Source organism: Butyricicoccus faecihominis (assembly GCF_024462775.1).
In the GTDB taxonomy this organism is placed as follows: domain Bacteria; phylum Bacillota; class Clostridia; order Oscillospirales; family Butyricicoccaceae; genus Agathobaculum; species Agathobaculum faecihominis_A.
This window is the reverse complement of record NZ_JANGCE010000001.1, coordinates 126,430-144,163: the sequence shown is the minus strand read 5'-3', so window position 1 is coordinate 144,163 and position 17,734 is coordinate 126,430. Positions and strand designations below refer to the sequence as shown.

Below are 17,734 nucleotides of genomic sequence, written 5' to 3'. Positions count from 1 at the left end.
AATTTAACCCCAATACTTGTCCCCGATATACACGACAGAAGAGCCATCCCGTTCAAACGCGAAGTCGAACTGCCGCAACCCCAGTGCAAGGCGTACACATTCCTGCTTGTCCGGCTCACAGTAAAACAGCAGGAATCCGCCTCCACCTGCGCCAAGCAGCTTACCACCCAGAGCACCGTTTTGCATTGCCAGTTCATAAGTCCGGTCAATTTCCGGATTGGATATGCCCGAAGCCAGTGTTCTTTTCAGCGTCCAGCCGTCATTCAGCAATTCACCAAACGAAGAAAGGTCGTTTTGCTCAAGTGCCTCCTTCATCTGCTCCGCCAATCGGCACATCTGTATCAGGTTCTTTGCCTTCGCTTCGTCATCAATATTCTTTTTCTGCTCACTCAAAATACTGTTTGCCTGCCTTGTGCTGCCGGTATAAAACATCATTAGGTTTTGTTCCAACCTTTTATATGTACCCGGCTGCATGACTATAGGCGCGACAGAGGTAGAGCCATCCTGATTGAAACGAATAAAGTTCAACCCACCATAGGCTGCCGCATACTGATCCTGTTTCCCTATCGGGCTGCCTAGCTTTTCAATTTCAACCTCGCATGCCTTCTCCGCCAATTTTCCTTTTGAAATAAACTTTCCCTGATAGCAGGACAGCGTGTTGAGTAATCCCACAGTAAAGGTACTGGAAGACCCCAGCCCAGTTCCTCCAGGCACATCTGCCGTTGAACTGATTTCCACACCGCTCACGCCATATTCATTGAGCACGCTGTTGAAAATTCGATGCTTAATTTTCGCAATATCATCCACCAACTCATTTTCCGAATACTTTAGCAGAGTATAGTGGGAGTCGAAATACGGATGAATAGATAAATAGCAATACTTATTGATTGAAGTGCTTAGCACGCAGCCGCCATGTTTCTCATAAAAGTTCGCCATGTCGCTGCCACCGCCAGCAAAACTTACGCGAAAGGGCGTTTTTGTAATAATCATATACCTTTCTAGTCTCCCTAATAGCTATACATCATAGTGTATCGTTCCCCAAAATGTATTTGCTGATTTCCAACGCTCTTGACAAAGCTTGATCCATATTATAGTATTGAAAATCTGCTTGCCGCCCACAGCAAATAAGATTGGGCAACTGTAAGGCTAGTCGCCTATATTGCTCATATTGATACTTGCTTTCTTCGGTTAAAACTGGATAATATGGCTCTAGCGTCTCGTCTTTTTTATAAGGCATTGGAAATTCCAAAGCATAACTTGTTCCTTTTCTTTTTTGAATTGGTAATTTTTTAAATTCTGTTATACGTGTATATCCTTCCGCCTGTGGATACGCAACCACCGGTGCATCCTGTAGACTGTCTTTTTCTTCATATCTCCACTCGAAGCGCAACGATCGATAAGGAAGTCGGCCATAGCAGCACTCGAAAAGTTCGTCTATTGCGCCGGTATAGATTACCGGAATATCAATTGGGGAACCGTCAAAAAACAGCTGTTTCTCCTTTATCCTCAGGTAATTTAACGCTTCTATATTTAATTTCAACGTAATATTTGGATGAGCTAGCAAGTTTTTAAAAAAACATGTATATGAATGAACAGGCATAGCTTCATATGGATCATCAAAGTAACCCTCGCTGTATGAAAAACGCAATGGAACGCGTTTAAGAACACTCGGATCTATCTCACTCGGTGATACCCCCCACTGCTTAGCTGTATATGGAGCGTAATCATTTAAAAACAGATATTGCGCATAATTGCGAATATCACAATCTGGATGCTTAAGAACCTCTAAAACAGAAGCTGTTGAACGGCCATCAAAAGCCGCGTTCAGCTTTCTCTTCAGAAATGTTGCATAATCAGGTGGATAAAACGTGTCAATTGTCGTATAGTTGAATGGGGTTGGCGTATATTTATTATCCCATTTCGCACCACAAATCAATTTGAAATCCTGCCACTTTTCAAAACGACACATAAAATTATAAAGCGACTCATTCTTTGTGTGAAATATATGAGGACCATATTTCTGGACAAGAAATCCGTGGTTATCCACATAGTCATACATATTTCCGCCGATATGACTCCTTCGCTCCAAAATCGTGACCTGCTTATTCCGCTCAGCTAAATTTCGTGCAATTACTGATCCGGTAAGGCCACAGCCGATAACCAGATAATCCATATCGGTTTCTCCTTTATCTCTCGTTTAAGATTTTCTCAATTACGCGACGTATTCCCACTTCGAATGGAACAGTTGGTTCGAACCCTGTGTCTTCCTGAAGCGACCGTAAATCCACGCAGGAGCTTGGGCAAATATTATTTGGATAAGGAATTCCTCCAATATTAAGTGACAGCGATGGATCAATAATATCCCTTATAATATAAATATAGTTAGAAAGCGCCCAATTATCGCCATGTCCAATAGTATAAAATGCATCAGGCTTTCCCTTTTTAATTATTAAATATAACGCAAGTACTACATCATCTATATAGACATAATCCCACAGTTGCTCAAGTTTTGTAAAACTGGGACACCTTTTTTGTAATAATTGGTCAATAGCATAATAGATGACGTTATTATCTTTTCTGTCTGCTGAATATATTCCTGTAATTACAGCATAAATAAAAGGAATACCTAATTCTTTGCATTGTTCCGTGCACAAATACCGCACTGAAATCTTTGTAGCGCCATAGGCACTCTGGGGGGATGGGCAGGCCGATCGGTTAATCTTCTGTCCGCATTCAGAGTATTCTGCAGTAGAGCCAGGTAAAATAAACCGTTGTGCATGTATGGCTGCAGCTAGGCGAACCGCATTCATTGATAAGTCAATATTTGTAGTCTGCAGTTTGATGGAATGTCGATCTTTTGGAGAAACACCAGTCCAAGCAAGATGTACGAATGCTACTGGATTATGCGGTAAAAATGTAGCAATATTTTCCCAGTCGGAAATATCACACTCAACTATTTGCGTGTTCGGAATATCAGCAATTCTTCCCTTAACAGGGCTGCGTAAAGGTACCAATGCACAGACAGCTACGCCCTGTTTAGACAAATAATGTACTAGATGATTTCCAATAAATCCATCTGCACCTGTTATGACAACCGTATCCATTTTACGCTCCCATATAAAGTTCTATCTGCCTGTTCATCTCACTAGAAACATTCAAACCATTAAAATATACTTTTGTCCACTCGCAGATTTTTTGGATTGCGTCTTCAATGTGCCAAAGCGGTTTCCAACCAATTGTGGTTTTTATTTTTGTGCTATCAAGTTTTAGGTAATTGGCTTCATGTGGTGCGTTTCTCTCCGCCTGATTTTCCCATCGAGCATTTTCACCCCAATAACGGCAAAAGAGGTTGACTAGTTCACCAGTTGTAACGCAATCACAATCATCCGGTCCTATATTATAAAATCCAGCGAACTGTGGATCTTCATATTGCTTTTGAACAATCATTAAGTATGCGGCCAAGGGATCTAAAACATGCTGATATGGTCTCGTAGAATCGGGATTACGCACGACGATTACTCGATTATCTCTCATAGCACGCACACAATCAGGGATAATTCTATTTTCGGCAAAATCCCCTCCACCTATTACATTACCGGCACGCGCCGTACTAATTGCCACACTGTTGTCGCAAAAGAAGCTATTAATATAACTATGAGTCACTAATTCAGAACAACTTTTACTATTTGAATATGGGTCAAAACCATCCAGTTTGTCGCTTTCGCGATATCCCCAGCACCATTCATGGTTTAGATAGACCTTATCTGTCGTCACATTTAACACACTTTTGACTGTGTGACACTGCCGCACACACTCTAAAAGATTTACTGTACCCATAACATTTACATCATAGGTATTGCGCGGATTCTTGTAGCCTTCACGGACAAGTGGTTGAGCCGCCATATGAATCACAATTTCCGGACTCGCCATATTAAACGTGCATTGTAGTTTGTCAAAATCTCGAACATCTCCTATAACGCTAGTAATTTTATTTTGTAACCCTGCTATTTGAAATAAGTTGTGCGTTGTAGGTGGTGCTAAGCTATATCCAGTCACAATAGCACCTGCATTCGCGAGTATTTGGCACATCCAGGCGCCTTTAAATCCAGTGTGCCCCGTTAGAAACACTCGCTTCTTATTATAAAAATCTAAATTTAACATTAGTCTACCCATACCTTCCATGGTGCTTGTCCGCTTGCCCATAGTTTTTCTAGAGCTTCTTTTTCACGAACAGTATCCATACACTGCCAAAACCCTTCATGCTTATATGCCATTAGCTGTCCTAATTTTGCCACGGTTTCAAGCGGCGCTTTTTCTAGAATGGTGTCATCATTTTCGATAAAATCAATAAAACTAGGCTGGCAAATCATGAATCCTATATTAATCATATTGCCATCACCCTTAGTCTTTTCTCTAAACTCATTTATTTGTCCATCTTTGTCAATATCAAGTACGCCAAATCGCTGTCCTGCATTATAAGCGGATATCGTAACTATTTTTTCATGCGATTGATGGAAGTTTAGCAACTCCGCAATATTGACATCAGCAACACCATCACCATAGGTTAACATGAAAGGTTCGTCACCTATGTATTTCTTAATTCGTTTAACACGTCCGCCAGTCATTGTATTCAGTCCTGTATCAACTACTGTAACACGCCAAGGTTCAGAATTTGTGCAGTGTATTATTATTTCGTTCTTTCCATTTGTGAAGTCGTAGGTTACATCGGAAGTATGTAAAAAATAGTCAGCAAAATATTCCTTAATGACATGCTGCCTATAGCCAGCACAAATGATAAATTCATTATATCCATATGTAGAATACAACTTCATTATATGCCATATTATAGGTCTCTCACCCAGCTCCACCATCGGTTTCGGTTTGAACTGGCTTTCTTCGCTAATTCGAGTTCCAAATCCACCTGCTAAAATCACAACTTTCATTATTCAAATCCTCCGTCAGGATACCCAAGTAGCACTACTTCAGTCACCAGATCATGGTACACAAGTTTGCGTATTAGAAAATGATATCCCAAATTCATTTTTTCAATAAACGGCTTGATTTCAAAGAAATCCTGAGGATGATGGTAAATCGCAATATCTAAAATAGGTCTAAATTTTTTAATAGTTTCTTCAGCACCATAGATTGCTGCAAGTTCGTTGCCTTCTATGTCAAGCTTTATGAGCCCAACATTAAGAGCATGCTCTTTTACGTATGAATCAATAGTGAATATATTCGCGTCATTGACTATCTCTTTGTCGTCACAAGCGCTTGGTGTAATATTCATTAAATTCGAACCACTCATCATGCCATTAGTATATAGTGGCCTGACTTCTTGCCTGACACCTAGTCCCCCGCAAATAGCAACAACATCATTTTCCAGTCGATTATCTATGATTGTTTTGTTAAGCTTCAAAAATGTTTCTGGTTGCGGCTCAAAAGCGTAGATTTTCTCAGGCTTATATTCATGTAAAACCAGTGCACTATCCCCCCAGTATGCTCCGCCGTCAATAATATCACGTCCTTCTATTCTTTTAATAACTGATTCCGGTAAAAACGGTATGCCGCAATTAAATGCGAATACCGGAATCTCCAAATATTCATCCTCTGGAATAATATATTTTTCTCTAAAATATTCTTCATCCAGTGCATTTTCCGCACCGGATAATTCTTCAGCTGTGTAAATATTCCTATGGTCATACAAAAATAACTTTGAATCAGCCTGTTTGGGTAAAAGTTCAAAATTGCGATAGCATAATCTATCAATTAAAGCACAACTAGTATCATCAAGTCCTTCTTTTAATAAATTCGTTTTTTGAGGTATGCTTTTAAAATTTTCGTAGTAATACTGCTTCCAAATATCGACCCATCCTGTTGTCCACACCGCATAGTAGAATCCACCTGCCATTTTTTCATAGCTACTAAGCGCTTGACGCAAATTTTCACTTTTTAATTGCAATTCTTTGTTGCTTTCCTGCAGATGGCTACTGGCTGTACGTAGTTCACTGTTTACGGCCTGTAACTCATCATTACTTTCCTGAAGTTGCTTGTTCGATACACAAAGCTGCGTATTAATAGCCTGCAATTCATCATTATGCTCTTCCAGTTTATTATTAACTTTCTTTATCTCGTTGCTATCTTTCTCTAACTGTGCATTCATTGTTTGTAGGTTGGCATGAGCTACCGTCAACTTTTCATTTGCTCTTTCAAGTCGCCTATTGTCCCCCTGCAGTTGAGCATTACATACCTTTAGATCATCGTGAGCAGCTTGCAGAAGACTTATTTGATCCTCAAAGTCTCTGGATCTTTTCTCAAGCCAATCAACCGTTTGTGAACAATACGACCGATTTAGTTGTTTGAAGCGCAACGGGCCAATTTTAAATGATCTATAAATTCCTTCTCGCTTAATGTCAAAAGTTTTTTTAAAAAGGGCTTTTATGCTTCTCCGTGCACGAAGAAGCACCTTACCAAAATAGTAAACTGCACATGATCTCGACACAATAACATAGTAAAACAAACGTCTTTTAGGATAAAGCGTAAATAGCCGATGCAAGTAGTGTCGTTCTTTAAACTTAAACAGACAACCTACATGATGAAAAAAATATGGTCGATCTTTCTTGTCCAACTTCGAAAGCATCCATTCAGCAAACAAGCATTTAAACTCCTCAATATACGAACGGAGCATCCAGTCATCAGAGCCATGTCGCTTCAGTATTTCGCCTTGCAGTTTAGCACCGCTTATGAACTCGTCTATGTATCGCTTTGTCATAAGATTTGACAGATTACCGGTTGTGCGCTGCCGATAATAATATAATGCCTCTTGTACAGTGGCAATGCGGTCAGTTTGTGTAAATGCGCTCGTCATGGCGGGCACATCCTCCCAAGAAACCACATCTGGCCGAAATTCAAAATAATCAAGACTCTGAATATATTTTGTACGAAAAAGCTTACACCAGGCTGCAGGTTCCATCAGTTGTTGCGGTCGTTGAGCGAGTGGAAGCAACTTATCACTATCCGCAAACCACTCCAGTTGGCGATGCAAATACTTGTTATCCATGGTATCATAGAATCCCCAGACACTACATGTAGTAATATCTGCATCAAGTTTCTTCGCTTTTTGATACAACTTTTCAAACATTGTTACATCGCAGATATCATCACTATCCACAAAGGCAAAATATTCACCTTTAATAAACTGCATCGCAATATTCCTAGCGCGAGACATACCGCCTCGCTGCTTGTTTTCAATAATAACTATGCGACAGTCTCTTTGGTAATACTCCACCAGAATATTTAAACTATTATCCTGACTATCATCATAAACAAATATAAATTCCATGTCTTCAAGAGTCTGGTTAATCAGGCTCTCAATGCATGGGCGCAGAAATTGCCCTACGTTGTAGACTGGCAAAAGCACAGATACTGCAGGCTTATAATTATTGCGTGAATCATGTACAAGCATTTCTGTTGAATTAAGTCTATCCTCCCCACGCTTAAAAAAAAATTCCATGTTTCTTTTGGACTGTTGAACTGCCCTTTTGTATTCATTAATACCGTATTTTTTAATGTAAGATAACCTATCCGCTTGAGTAAGATAGCCCGTTACACGCTCTGTCTCTCGAATTTTAATGTTGTTCACCTGTTTTTGATAGTCAATCCACACATTAAATAGACGCTCTCCCAAAAAACCTAAAACACGTTTCTGATTGACATTGATTCCTGTATATTGGGAGCTCTCAACATGTAGAATGTCTTTCAATGGAAAAATTATACTAAATAGCCAAGTAGCATAGTCAAAAAATTTTTGACGCGTCATAATAAACATATTGCAAAAGTGACCAGAAGATGCAGCGCAAGATCTCTGTACAGACTCTTTGTATTGGGGATGAGTCTTGCACACAAGCTCTATAGCACGGTCAAAATCAGCTGGATAATGAGAGTTTTTATAATGTGTTTCAAGTGACACGCTTGTTTTCCAGTCTTTTGGATTAAGAATCTCCTCACGGTATGGTAGGATTAGATCATAACCTAAGCAAAACTGTTCAATTCCTTCCCGGTTCCACTTAAAGCGATCACATGTTTCTTGATCTAAGTCAAAGAATGCACATTTCCACAAATCCGCTTCACCAATTGGCTCGGAAAAATTAAAAAACCGTCTATAGTGAAATAATCCAAGGAAATCCGGATTACCTAATACATCATAGTTTTTCCAAGCCCAGTAAATAGCACTTAGTTCTGCGCAATACGGTTGTAATTCTGAAATGTTATCCCCCATGTTATCCCACAAATCATTTTGAAAAGCTCTCTTCGTAGCATCTCCAGCATAAGCAGAACCCAGCAAAATTGGAGTAAAAATGGAGTCCTTTATATAAGGCGTCTCCTTATGACAACAAACCAATATTTTATATTTGTCCATTATTTAATCTCCCAATAAGAATTTTTGACATCTTCACGCAAGGTGTATCAATCCATTTGTTTTGTATATAACTCGCCCCAATCGTCAAGATCATGCTTACTGTTATAGTTGTATAGCACACAACCTTAATGGCTCCTCCGCTTAGCTGAGGAGCCATTTTGATACCTTTAGTATCAAAATGGGTTAGTAGACTCAAAACGATGGAAAATATCGGCATATGATGTACATATATACCATAACTATAGTCTGAGATTTTCTTTACAATCTTGCTGTTTGGCAACAAATCTTCAGCAAGTATAAACACCAAGAAAAGCAATAATGCATACATAGCAGAAACACCGAATGAATTTCCAGTTTCAGCGCGTTCTGGATTAAATATGTTTATATTATAATAAATTATTCCAAACCATGATATAGAAAACTGGAATAGGAATGCCAAGAACGAGCTTTTATTTATCAGCAGATTATGCACAGACATACCAATTGTTATATAAAATATATAACTACATGTGTTCCCTAAATCAAACGGTAACAGTATCTGTTTTGATAATGAACAAATTGTAATTAACACTATTTGAAAAATTAGCAATCCACCAAATAAACTCTTCTTAAAAAGTGGAATGCAACATGAGAAAATAATGTAATAGCATACCAACACGCGAATATACCATAGCGGCCCTATTGTCCAATACGCAGAAAAGTCAATTTTGACATCGAAACCAAGAATTTTAGAAAGATATAAAAGTAAATAATATAACACATATCCAAATGCAATAGCCGGTCCCAATCTAAATGTTCGTTTAATTAAAAAACTAATAACTCCAGTATTTGTCAAGTATAGAACCGTTAAAAATCCTGTGATAAGGAAAAACAAGTCTACACCTAATGCACCAAAGTAATTTGTAATTGCTAGCGGCCAAATGATATATTTCTCTATAATACTAGGTGTCGGCTGTACTCCGATACCATAGTACGCTCCCGGCACCAAATGATCCCATAAAATTAAAACCATTGCTAGAACACGTACATACTGTATAGATTTAAATTTTGATACACATACACTCTTTTGTCCTATGCATTCCTTAATCATATTTACTATCCCAATCTTATAACTATTAACTAGCTTTAAAAAAAGCAATAAACCACTTTAATCTTAAAAGTTGCGCTTTTAATTTATCATATTGTGGCAAGGAGATATGAAATATGTTTAATAAATAAAGCGCCCTGACTTTTCGTCTAACATATACCCAGAATTCCGGTGCTTCAGATTGCAAAAACGTCTTCCATTGTTTAGCACACATTCGGCCTTTTTTTCTTTCCTTAATATATATATATAACGTTGTAAAATGATCCCCGACACCGAGATTAATTCGGGCTTTGCAGTAGGCAATTGCTTGTGGCTTCACATTATTTCTTTGAGCGATATAATATTCTGAGATTAATCTACGCAGAACTTTTTCCCGATGTAAATAGAGTTTCGCACGATTCATGGGCGACATACTCTGTTGTGGATTTGCCACTTGATATCGATAGATATCATATGGAAAATAGAGTATCGTTTTGACGTGCAGAAATGGTAATACAACATACTCCTCATCTGTGTAGAAAATCCCATTTTGCATAAAAAAGCGGTTTTCTTTCAACAGAGCTGTACGATATGTAGTGGTATGAATGCTTGGTAAGGTTTTTTGTGGTGCCTCTAGTGTCGTATAAGTACGGTAGTATTCGATTCCCTTATCACCTGCATAGACAGGTTGCATCGCACCTGTCCGCATGTTGACTAACTGGTAGTCTGTTAATACAGCATCAACTTCGCAGGCTTCAAGCTTATCAACCTGCTTAATTAGCTCATTAGTATCCACCCAGTCATCAGAATCAACAATACGAAAATAGGTTCCACTTGCGAAACTAATTGCATCATTAATAGCTGCCCCATAATCATCAATTTCTCGGTCAATAAGATGAAATATCTCAGGCGTTTCTAGGCAAAATTTCGTTACTATGGATTTTGAACTATCGACAGATGCATTATTTACACAAATTACTTCAAGCCGGTTATAAAGCTTTTTATCTCGATATGTCTCAAGATTTTTTTCTAGCCAGCGCTCCATATTGTATATAGGCACAGCTATTGTCAGTACGGGATTATCGCTCACTAAATATCTCCTTTATACTCGCCGTCATGTCTCTTTTTAACCATACGTAGGATTTGAGCCGGCATAAGACCGACTAGTAATGGCTTAAAGACATATGGCCATGCTTTAGGCAACAGGTGCAGTAATCGGAAGTGTCTAAATCTTGTTACCGTCTCGTTCCAGCGTGCTGACATTCTTCTTTTTCCCTTTACAGTGGTAGGAACAGAATAGTCAAATATAATTTCCTGAATATTTGCACCATGATATCCATTTTCGTATATGCGTAGTAGCAAGTCATAATCTTCGCATAGCGCACAATATTTATTCTCAGAGTATCCATCTACCATTTCTAATATCTCACGACGAAAAATCAGCGTTGGATGAATATATGGTTGAACAAATAAAAAATCGTATACAGTGGGATATTCCGGAAGTTTTCGCTTCCCAACGATTTTCCCAGCGCAATATAAGTTAACATTGCAACCTACAAACCCAACATTGTTGTTTTCGGATAGAAACTGCATTTGCTTTTCAAAACGATCGACATGTGAATAATCATCATCATCCATACGTGCAATATATATACCTTTTGCTTCCTGCAAGCAGGCATTAAGCTTTGCTGGCAGTCCTATAAGGTTTCCACATCGAATCAAACGTATTCTTCGGTCTGCTTTCGCCAATTCTGACAAAAGTTCTTGTGCTGCTTTAGATGATCCATCATCACAAATGAGCAACTCAAATTCTCGATATGTTTGTAAAAGAATGGAGGTTACACTTCGTCGTAATTTTGCTACATCATCACTTTGATAATATACACCCATAATTACTGAAAGATTGGGGATTAATTCAACCTGCAGCATAGGCATTGCACACCTCAGCGGTATTTCCAATCATTTGTATCTTACCGTGCTCCAACCATATGGTTTGACTACACATTTCACGAATCTGATCTAAATTGTGTGACACAAATAAAACCGTTGTACCCCCACCCATTAGCTCCAACATGCGCCTACGACTTTTCTCTTGAAACGATGCGTCACCAACAGATAAAATCTCATCCACTATTAATATCTCTGGATTAACCACTGAAGCAACAGAAAATGCCAGTCGTGCCATCATTCCAGATGAATAATTGCGTATCGGTGAATCAATGAATGCTCCTAGCTCTGAAAAATCTACAATTTCATCGTATTTGGTTTCCAAAAACAACTTACTATAGCCCAAAATCGCGCCATTAAGATAAATATTTTCTCTACCTGTCAAATCCATATCAAATCCAGACCCTAATTCAAGCAAGGGCACAATATTTCCGTTGCTCTTTACATAGCCCTCTGTTGGTTTCAAAATTCCTGATATAACTTTTAGCACGGTGCTTTTTCCCGCTCCGTTGTGTCCAACCAAGCCCAACGTTTCTCCTTTTTTCACTTTAAAGGACACGTTATCAAGCGCAATAAACTCTTGATATTTTAGTTTACCTCTAAACGCTGTCATTACAAATTCCTTTAGTGACATGATTCGGTCTGCATTCATTCGAAACCGCATTGTTACATTATTTAATTCTATCATTGTGATCCCCTATAGTAGCCTCTCATAAATACAACACAAATTTATTTTGCGTTTTACTAAACACAATTGCACCTATGCAAAACATTACTAGTGCGACAACAAAACATTGTATAAATGATATGGGTTCTGGCGAAATACCTTCTAAAATGCAAATACGAGCATTTCTTAAAATTTGGCACAAAGGGTTTAAGTCCCATATAAATTTGAACCGCTCTGGAATAATACTTTCCGGATAAAAGATAGGTGTTGCATACATCCAAATCATGCTTAAAACACCCCACAAAAATTGCATATCACGAAAAAATACCATAGCTGCTGACAGAAGCATACCAAGACCCAGACTAAAAATAATCAAGCATACCCAGAAGAACAACGCCAATACTGCAGCCTTCTTAAACTGTACTCCTGTGGCCATCGAAACAATCAACAACGGAATCAACGAAATAACCAAATTAATTGCAGATGACATCAAGCGTGTAAGCGGATAGATATATTTGGGCATATATACCTTTGTTATAAGCGATGCATTCCCGACAATAGATGTCAAACACATACCACACGCTTCAGAAAAAAAATTAAAAGATATAATACCCACTAGTAAATAAGTTGGGTAGTTTGGAATATCACTTTTGAATAGCGTAGAAAAAACAATATATTGAACAATCATTGTCAGTAAAGGATTCAGAAAACTCCAAAACATACCTAATACAGATCGTTTATATTTTGTTTTAAAATCTCGCGCAACCAATTGATCAATCAAGAACCGATACTTTTTTATTGCAACAATACCGTTAACAACGTAACTGTGCTTTCCAGCTGCGTGACGTTTCCATATAGTCGCAAGAGACAATACTATTAAAATACCTAATCCAACAATGAACTTCCAATAGTGTATACCAATCCAAATATAGTCTGTTCCAGAAACAGAAAAGCACAAGCGACCTCCGATTATATTACCATTCATATACAAATGCTCGTCACTTTGTGAAACTGCAGAAGATACCATTGGAGCAACTCCCGCACCAATTGGAGAATTAGAAAATAAACGAAGCATTAAAGGAATATTGTATAATCCTTCGATTGGTTCATTAGAACGAATGGTGACATATTGACCCTCAGCAATTTCATTGGCAGAAAAACTTCCATTCATTAGTACTGTTTCATCTTTGGGGTTATACAATTCAATAGTAATCGTACCACTATTTTCACGGTAGAAAGTACCCAACTGAACCGTAACAGACTGCAGTCGTTGTATTGGAGCGGAAAAATTTTGCTCCACAATAATCCCTTCACGCAACTCAACAGGGCAAGAATCGGCGGTCTCTATGCTAATATTTCCACGGGAAATTCGATATTTTAATTGATCTCCTGTCAAAAAGAAAAAAGCTACTGACAAAGTAAAATAAATTAGTAAAATCCAAAATATCAGTCTGCCAAACCGTATATTTTGCTTAAAATTATTATTTTTGTCTTTTTTTGTTTCACACTCCATTTATTAAATACCTCTCAAGTTAATTTTTTATGATTTAGATGAAATATGTATGCATAACCTATATGCTAAAGTAAACACCATCAACAACCAATTTAAGTTTCAGAAAATTGTATATGGGCATAAACTAACAATAAAATTTTATATTCTATCCAATTTTAGTCTTACAAACTAATTAAACCATTGGATTTTTGCATTTTCAGTCTAATCTTTCAGGCCCCTTTAACCCACTTCCAAAACGTCTGATGCGACACACCCAGTATCCGCGCCGCCTCCCTCGTCGAAATCTCCTTGGAAAGCCAACGCTTCTTGAGCTTATAGAACTCTTCTTCCTTTTCCAGCGGCGGGCGTCCGAAGCGGACGCCTTTAGCTTTTGCGGCGTCAATACCCTCGCGCTGGCGCTGACGGTGTTCGGCGTATTCGTGTACTACAGTGGAATCAAACGCTTCGATCAATATATTATTCATCAGTTCTACAGCCCACTGCTGGTCTTCAGATAACTCGATCATCGTCGTTGGCATATCCACCACTTTCAGGCGAATGCCGTTCTCTTTCAGCCATTGCAGTTCCTGTTTGATATCCGCTTTGCAGCGGCTTAATCGGTCGAGGGACTGGATAATCAGCGTATCCCCTTCGCGCAGTGCAGCGTTTTTTAGCAGCTGATAGCTGTTCTGATCAGTATTTCTCTCCGATTCCTGATCAATGAATATTTCATACTCCTGCGCACCGAGCTGGCGAAAAGCTTCCAGCTGCACATCCAGATTCTTCTCATCGTCTGATACGCGGGCATAATAAAAGGTTTTGTGTTGCATACTCCCACCTCTTCTTCCTGCATTTCTTCGATGATTTCTTTCTTTTTTATTGTAAAGACAATCAAAAGGTGTGCCTTTTGACAGCTTTTTTGCCTAATCAAGTATATCGCAAAAGTGCTTAAAAAGCAATAGTTAATTAGCACATCGTTTCCAGTTACCGATAGTGATGTATGATGACTGGAAATTTTCACTGGAAATCAAATAGTACACCTTTTGACAGCTTTTATATTAGTGCTTTAGCGGTGGCGTATTTGCAGAGCAAATACGGTAAGAACCGCCCGCAATGCGGGTGGGATTCAAGTTTAAACAAAAAAGGACTTCCAAACTGAAAAAATGGTGAGTGTTCAAGCCACCAAAGAAACAGAAAGGAAGACCTTTATGACAAACAGTTTAGCACATACAAAAGTACAGTTTACAAGGGACTACACAGGGTAACGGTCTGGCGGGAGGTATGCCGCCCGTCAGATTTTCCATGTAATGTTTAAGCTGTCGCTTGTGGCGGCTATGGTGGTAATCATCAAATCCACCACCCGCCGCTTGTCGTCAAAGGATACGCTGTCCCAAGTGTCGAGGTAGCCGGAAATCTGGCTGACCTGTTCCGGGCTGATGGCTTCCACGGTCAAGTCCGCTATCCGCTTCACAAGTTCCTGCTTACGCCCGTCCAGTTCCGCTATCTTCACATTCACATAGGAGAGCAGGACATTGTTCGCCCCTGTCAGGCTGTCCACCAGTTTTTCAATCTCGCCGTCCACATGGGCAAGTTCCACTTGCAGGGCGGCGATTTTGGGATTGGCCTTTTCCGCTTTCTTCCTGCCCGTCAGCGTCTTGTGGCTTTCCAGTTTCTTCACCATCTGCTGATAGACCACCGTTTCCAGTTCAGCGGTGTAAATCTTGCCGCACCCGACACAGCTTTTGTTATCCAGCCGCTTTGTGCAGCGGAGATATTGACGGCCTACCCGGTTGACGATACTCATAAGGGCATAACCGCAATTCCCGCACTTGATTTTCCCCGCCAGCCATGTGTGGGTGGCTTTCCGGGCGGACTGGATTTTCATGTTGTTCATCAGCTTCTTGCGGCAGGCCAGCCATGTTTCCGATGGGACAATTCCCTCATGGGGCGCAAGCACCAGCATTTGGTCTTTGAGATTGTGCAGCTTGTCCGGCTTCACGTCCCGCCCCTGATACAGATAGCACCCGTTCATGCCCGTAAAGTCGGTGGCATCACCCGCGAGCACCGTCCCCTGACTTTTGAAAAACTCGTACACGTCAAGGTCTGCCTGCACATAGACGGGGTTGCGTAACATTTGCGCCAGCGTGGGGCGTATCAGTTCCTTACCGTAGAACAAAATGCCCTGTTCCGCAAAGTACCGGGTGATGTCCCCGTAGGAGGTTGCCGGGTCTGCGTACATCTCGAACATCAGCCGGATATTGGCCGCTTCCTCCGGGTTTACCACCAGCTTCTTTGTGTTGATACCCTCCATCTTGATAGGCTCCGTATGGAAACCGTAGGGGGCTTTCCCGCCCATCTTGAAGCCCCGCTGACTGCGGGAGTAGTAAGCGTCCGTCACCCGCTTCTGTATCGTTTCCCGTTCAAGCTGGGCGAAAACGATACAGATATTCAGCATGGCCCGCCCCATCGGGGTGGAGGTATCAAACTTTTCCGTGGAGGACACAAACTCCACGTTGTACTGCTGGAACAGTTCCATCATGTTGGCAAAGTCCAGAATGGAACGGCTGATACGGTCTAGCTTGTAAACAACGACCTTTGCAATCAAGCCCCGCTTAATATCCCGCACCAACTCTTGAAATTTCGGGCGGTCTGTGTTCTTGCCGCTGTACCCCTTGTCTGTGTATTCCTTGCAGTTACCGCCTTTCAATTCATATTTGCAAAACTCAATCTGGCTTTCAATGGAAATGCTGTCCTTCTTGTCTACCGATTGTCTTGCATAGATTGCGTCTATCCGATTGTCCATTTGTCGCTCCTTTTCTTCAAAAAGAAACGGAGCTTCTGACAGTTTTATTATACCGCCAGCAGCCCCGCAAATCAATGTTGCCTTTGGAAAACCTTACGCCCCGGCTTCCTCCGCCTGCCGCTTGTCGGCGTACTTGCGGAACACGTCATAAAGCTGCTGCTCCAATTCCCGGCGTTTCGCCGCTTCCTGTTCCGGGGTGAATACCGGGGAGAGATTTTCCAGCGTGATTTCCTTTCCCTGAAAAGTCACAACCTCTGTTTCTTTTCTGTACCTGATACCGCTTATAAAATCACCTATCCTTTCCATACTGCTGTTGTTGTTTCAGTTCCGCCAGCACATCGGGCGGGATACGGTCAAGTACCCGCTGGATATTATGTAATTCGCTTTCCAGCTTCGCCCGTTCCATCGTGTCTTTCAATTTGCCTTTTTCGCTGGCCTTTGCCCTTGCTTCCAGCTTTTTGTTTTCTTCCAGCAGGTCGGCAATCGTGACCTTGTATTTCTTCAACTGCCCGGAGAAATTCTCCATCTGGGGAAACCACTTTTTCAGCATGGAGAGGGCTTCCTCTTTCTTCCTCCCGGCGTTTAGCGGGTTAATGCCGTCCAGCGCAGCTTCAATGGCCCTTGCCTGTTTTGAGAGGTTGACCGCCTGTTTGAAAAGCCGGGTGGGGATATGTTTGCGGCCCGTCCTGCTGGCGCTTTCGCCACGCTCCAAGTCCGGGTATTTCTCCACCATGTAGGCGTGAAAATCGTCCTGCCACTTCGTAAGGCTTGCCCGGTTGCCCAAAATCTCTTTGGCGCACAGGCGGTTATCCTTTGTTAACGGCACGAAAGTCAAATGCAAGTGGGGCGTTTTCTCGTCCATGTGAACCACCGCCGACACGATATTTTCACGGCCTACCCGCTGGATAAGAAAATCAGCCGCCCGCTGGAAAAAGGCTTGTACCTCCTTTGGGGGCTTGCCCTTGAAAAACTCCGGGCTGGCGGTTATCAGCGTGTCCACAAACCGGGTGCTGTCCTTGCGTGTCCTGCATCCTGCCTGTTCAATGCGGCGCTGAATGAAATGGAAATAGCGGCCCTCCGGCTTGACGATATGGAAATTGTACTTGCTCTTTGCCGTGTCAATATCCGGGTTGCTGGCGTACTTTTCTTTCTGCCGTTCGTGATGGGCTTCCAGCGGCCTTGCCGGGTTGCCCTTGTGCTTTGCAAATCGCAAAATTGCGTATTGCGGCAATCTATCAATCCTCCCTCCTGCGGACAGTTCGGGGGCTGTTTTGGGGGAGGGGCATACAAACATACAGCCCCGCCCCGGTCAGCCCCTAAAAGTCCTTGATTTATGGGCTTTT

General features: G+C 40.9%; 15 protein-coding genes. All 15 read right to left on the bottom strand.

Annotated features, from left to right (window positions below):
* Nucleotides 1-3: 3 nt before the first annotated feature.
* On the bottom strand, nucleotides 4-990 hold the full coding sequence (locus tag NE562_RS00715; protein ID WP_280960466.1) for a GHMP kinase: 987 nt from the start codon (nucleotides 988-990) through the stop codon (nucleotides 4-6).
* 31 nt (nucleotides 991-1,021) lie between these two features.
* Nucleotides 1,022-2,173 (bottom strand): UDP-galactopyranose mutase, encoded by a 1,152-nt coding sequence (glf, locus tag NE562_RS00710; RefSeq protein ID WP_280960465.1) that lies wholly within the window; start codon nucleotides 2,171-2,173, stop codon nucleotides 1,022-1,024.
* Nucleotides 2,174-2,186: 13 nt separating this feature from the next.
* A complete protein-coding gene (locus tag NE562_RS00705; RefSeq protein ID WP_280960464.1) occupies nucleotides 2,187-3,104 on the bottom strand; it encodes an NAD-dependent epimerase/dehydratase family protein in 918 nt (305 codons plus the stop codon).
* Nucleotide 3,105: 1 nt separating this feature from the next.
* Nucleotides 3,106-4,161 carry a CDP-glucose 4,6-dehydratase gene (rfbG, locus tag NE562_RS00700; protein ID WP_419195979.1) on the bottom strand — a complete coding sequence of 352 codons (1,056 nt, stop codon included), beginning with the start codon at nucleotides 4,159-4,161 and terminating at the stop codon, nucleotides 3,106-3,108.
* On the bottom strand, nucleotides 4,161-4,943 hold the full coding sequence (gene rfbF, locus NE562_RS00695; RefSeq protein WP_280960462.1) for a glucose-1-phosphate cytidylyltransferase: 783 nt from the start codon (nucleotides 4,941-4,943) through the stop codon (nucleotides 4,161-4,163). The genes rfbG and rfbF overlap by 1 nt, the downstream gene beginning before the upstream one ends.
* On the bottom strand, nucleotides 4,943-8,416 hold the full coding sequence (locus NE562_RS00690) for an FkbM family methyltransferase (RefSeq protein ID WP_280960461.1): 3,474 nt from the start codon (nucleotides 8,414-8,416) through the stop codon (nucleotides 4,943-4,945). Before NE562_RS00690 ends, rfbF begins: the two co-directional genes overlap by 1 nt.
* Nucleotides 8,403-9,554, bottom strand: coding sequence for an acyltransferase family protein (locus NE562_RS00685; RefSeq protein ID WP_280960460.1), 1,152 nt, complete (start codon nucleotides 9,552-9,554; stop codon nucleotides 8,403-8,405). Before NE562_RS00685 ends, NE562_RS00690 begins: the two co-directional genes overlap by 14 nt.
* Nucleotides 9,532-10,572 (bottom strand): glycosyltransferase family 2 protein, encoded by a 1,041-nt coding sequence (locus tag NE562_RS00680; protein WP_280960459.1) that lies wholly within the window; start codon nucleotides 10,570-10,572, stop codon nucleotides 9,532-9,534. Before NE562_RS00680 ends, NE562_RS00685 begins: the two co-directional genes overlap by 23 nt.
* Nucleotides 10,572-11,411 carry a glycosyltransferase gene (locus NE562_RS00675; protein ID WP_280960458.1) on the bottom strand — a complete coding sequence of 280 codons (840 nt, stop codon included), beginning with the start codon at nucleotides 11,409-11,411 and terminating at the stop codon, nucleotides 10,572-10,574. Before NE562_RS00675 ends, NE562_RS00680 begins: the two co-directional genes overlap by 1 nt.
* Nucleotides 11,398-12,081 (bottom strand): ABC transporter ATP-binding protein, encoded by a 684-nt coding sequence (locus tag NE562_RS00670; protein ID WP_419195977.1) that lies wholly within the window; start codon nucleotides 12,079-12,081, stop codon nucleotides 11,398-11,400. The genes NE562_RS00675 and NE562_RS00670 overlap by 14 nt, the downstream gene beginning before the upstream one ends.
* 58 nt (nucleotides 12,082-12,139) lie before the next feature.
* Complete coding sequence (locus NE562_RS00665; RefSeq protein ID WP_280960456.1) at nucleotides 12,140-13,609, bottom strand: ABC transporter permease; 1,470 nt, start codon at nucleotides 13,607-13,609, stop codon at nucleotides 12,140-12,142.
* Nucleotides 13,610-13,818: 209 nt separating this feature from the next.
* The gene (locus tag NE562_RS00660; RefSeq protein WP_280960455.1) at nucleotides 13,819-14,418 is read right to left on the bottom strand and encodes a recombinase family protein; all 600 of its coding nucleotides are present in this window, start codon (nucleotides 14,416-14,418) and stop codon (nucleotides 13,819-13,821) included.
* Nucleotides 14,419-14,879: 461 nt separating this feature from the next.
* The gene (locus NE562_RS00655; RefSeq protein WP_280960454.1) at nucleotides 14,880-16,391 is read right to left on the bottom strand and encodes a recombinase family protein; all 1,512 of its coding nucleotides are present in this window, start codon (nucleotides 16,389-16,391) and stop codon (nucleotides 14,880-14,882) included.
* 93 nt (nucleotides 16,392-16,484) lie between these two features.
* Nucleotides 16,485-16,697 carry a hypothetical protein gene (locus tag NE562_RS00650; RefSeq protein WP_280960453.1) on the bottom strand — a complete coding sequence of 71 codons (213 nt, stop codon included), beginning with the start codon at nucleotides 16,695-16,697 and terminating at the stop codon, nucleotides 16,485-16,487.
* Complete coding sequence (gene mobV, locus NE562_RS00645; protein ID WP_280960452.1) at nucleotides 16,681-17,622, bottom strand: MobV family relaxase; 942 nt, start codon at nucleotides 17,620-17,622, stop codon at nucleotides 16,681-16,683. Before mobV ends, NE562_RS00650 begins: the two co-directional genes overlap by 17 nt.
* Nucleotides 17,623-17,734: the final 112 nt, after the last annotated feature.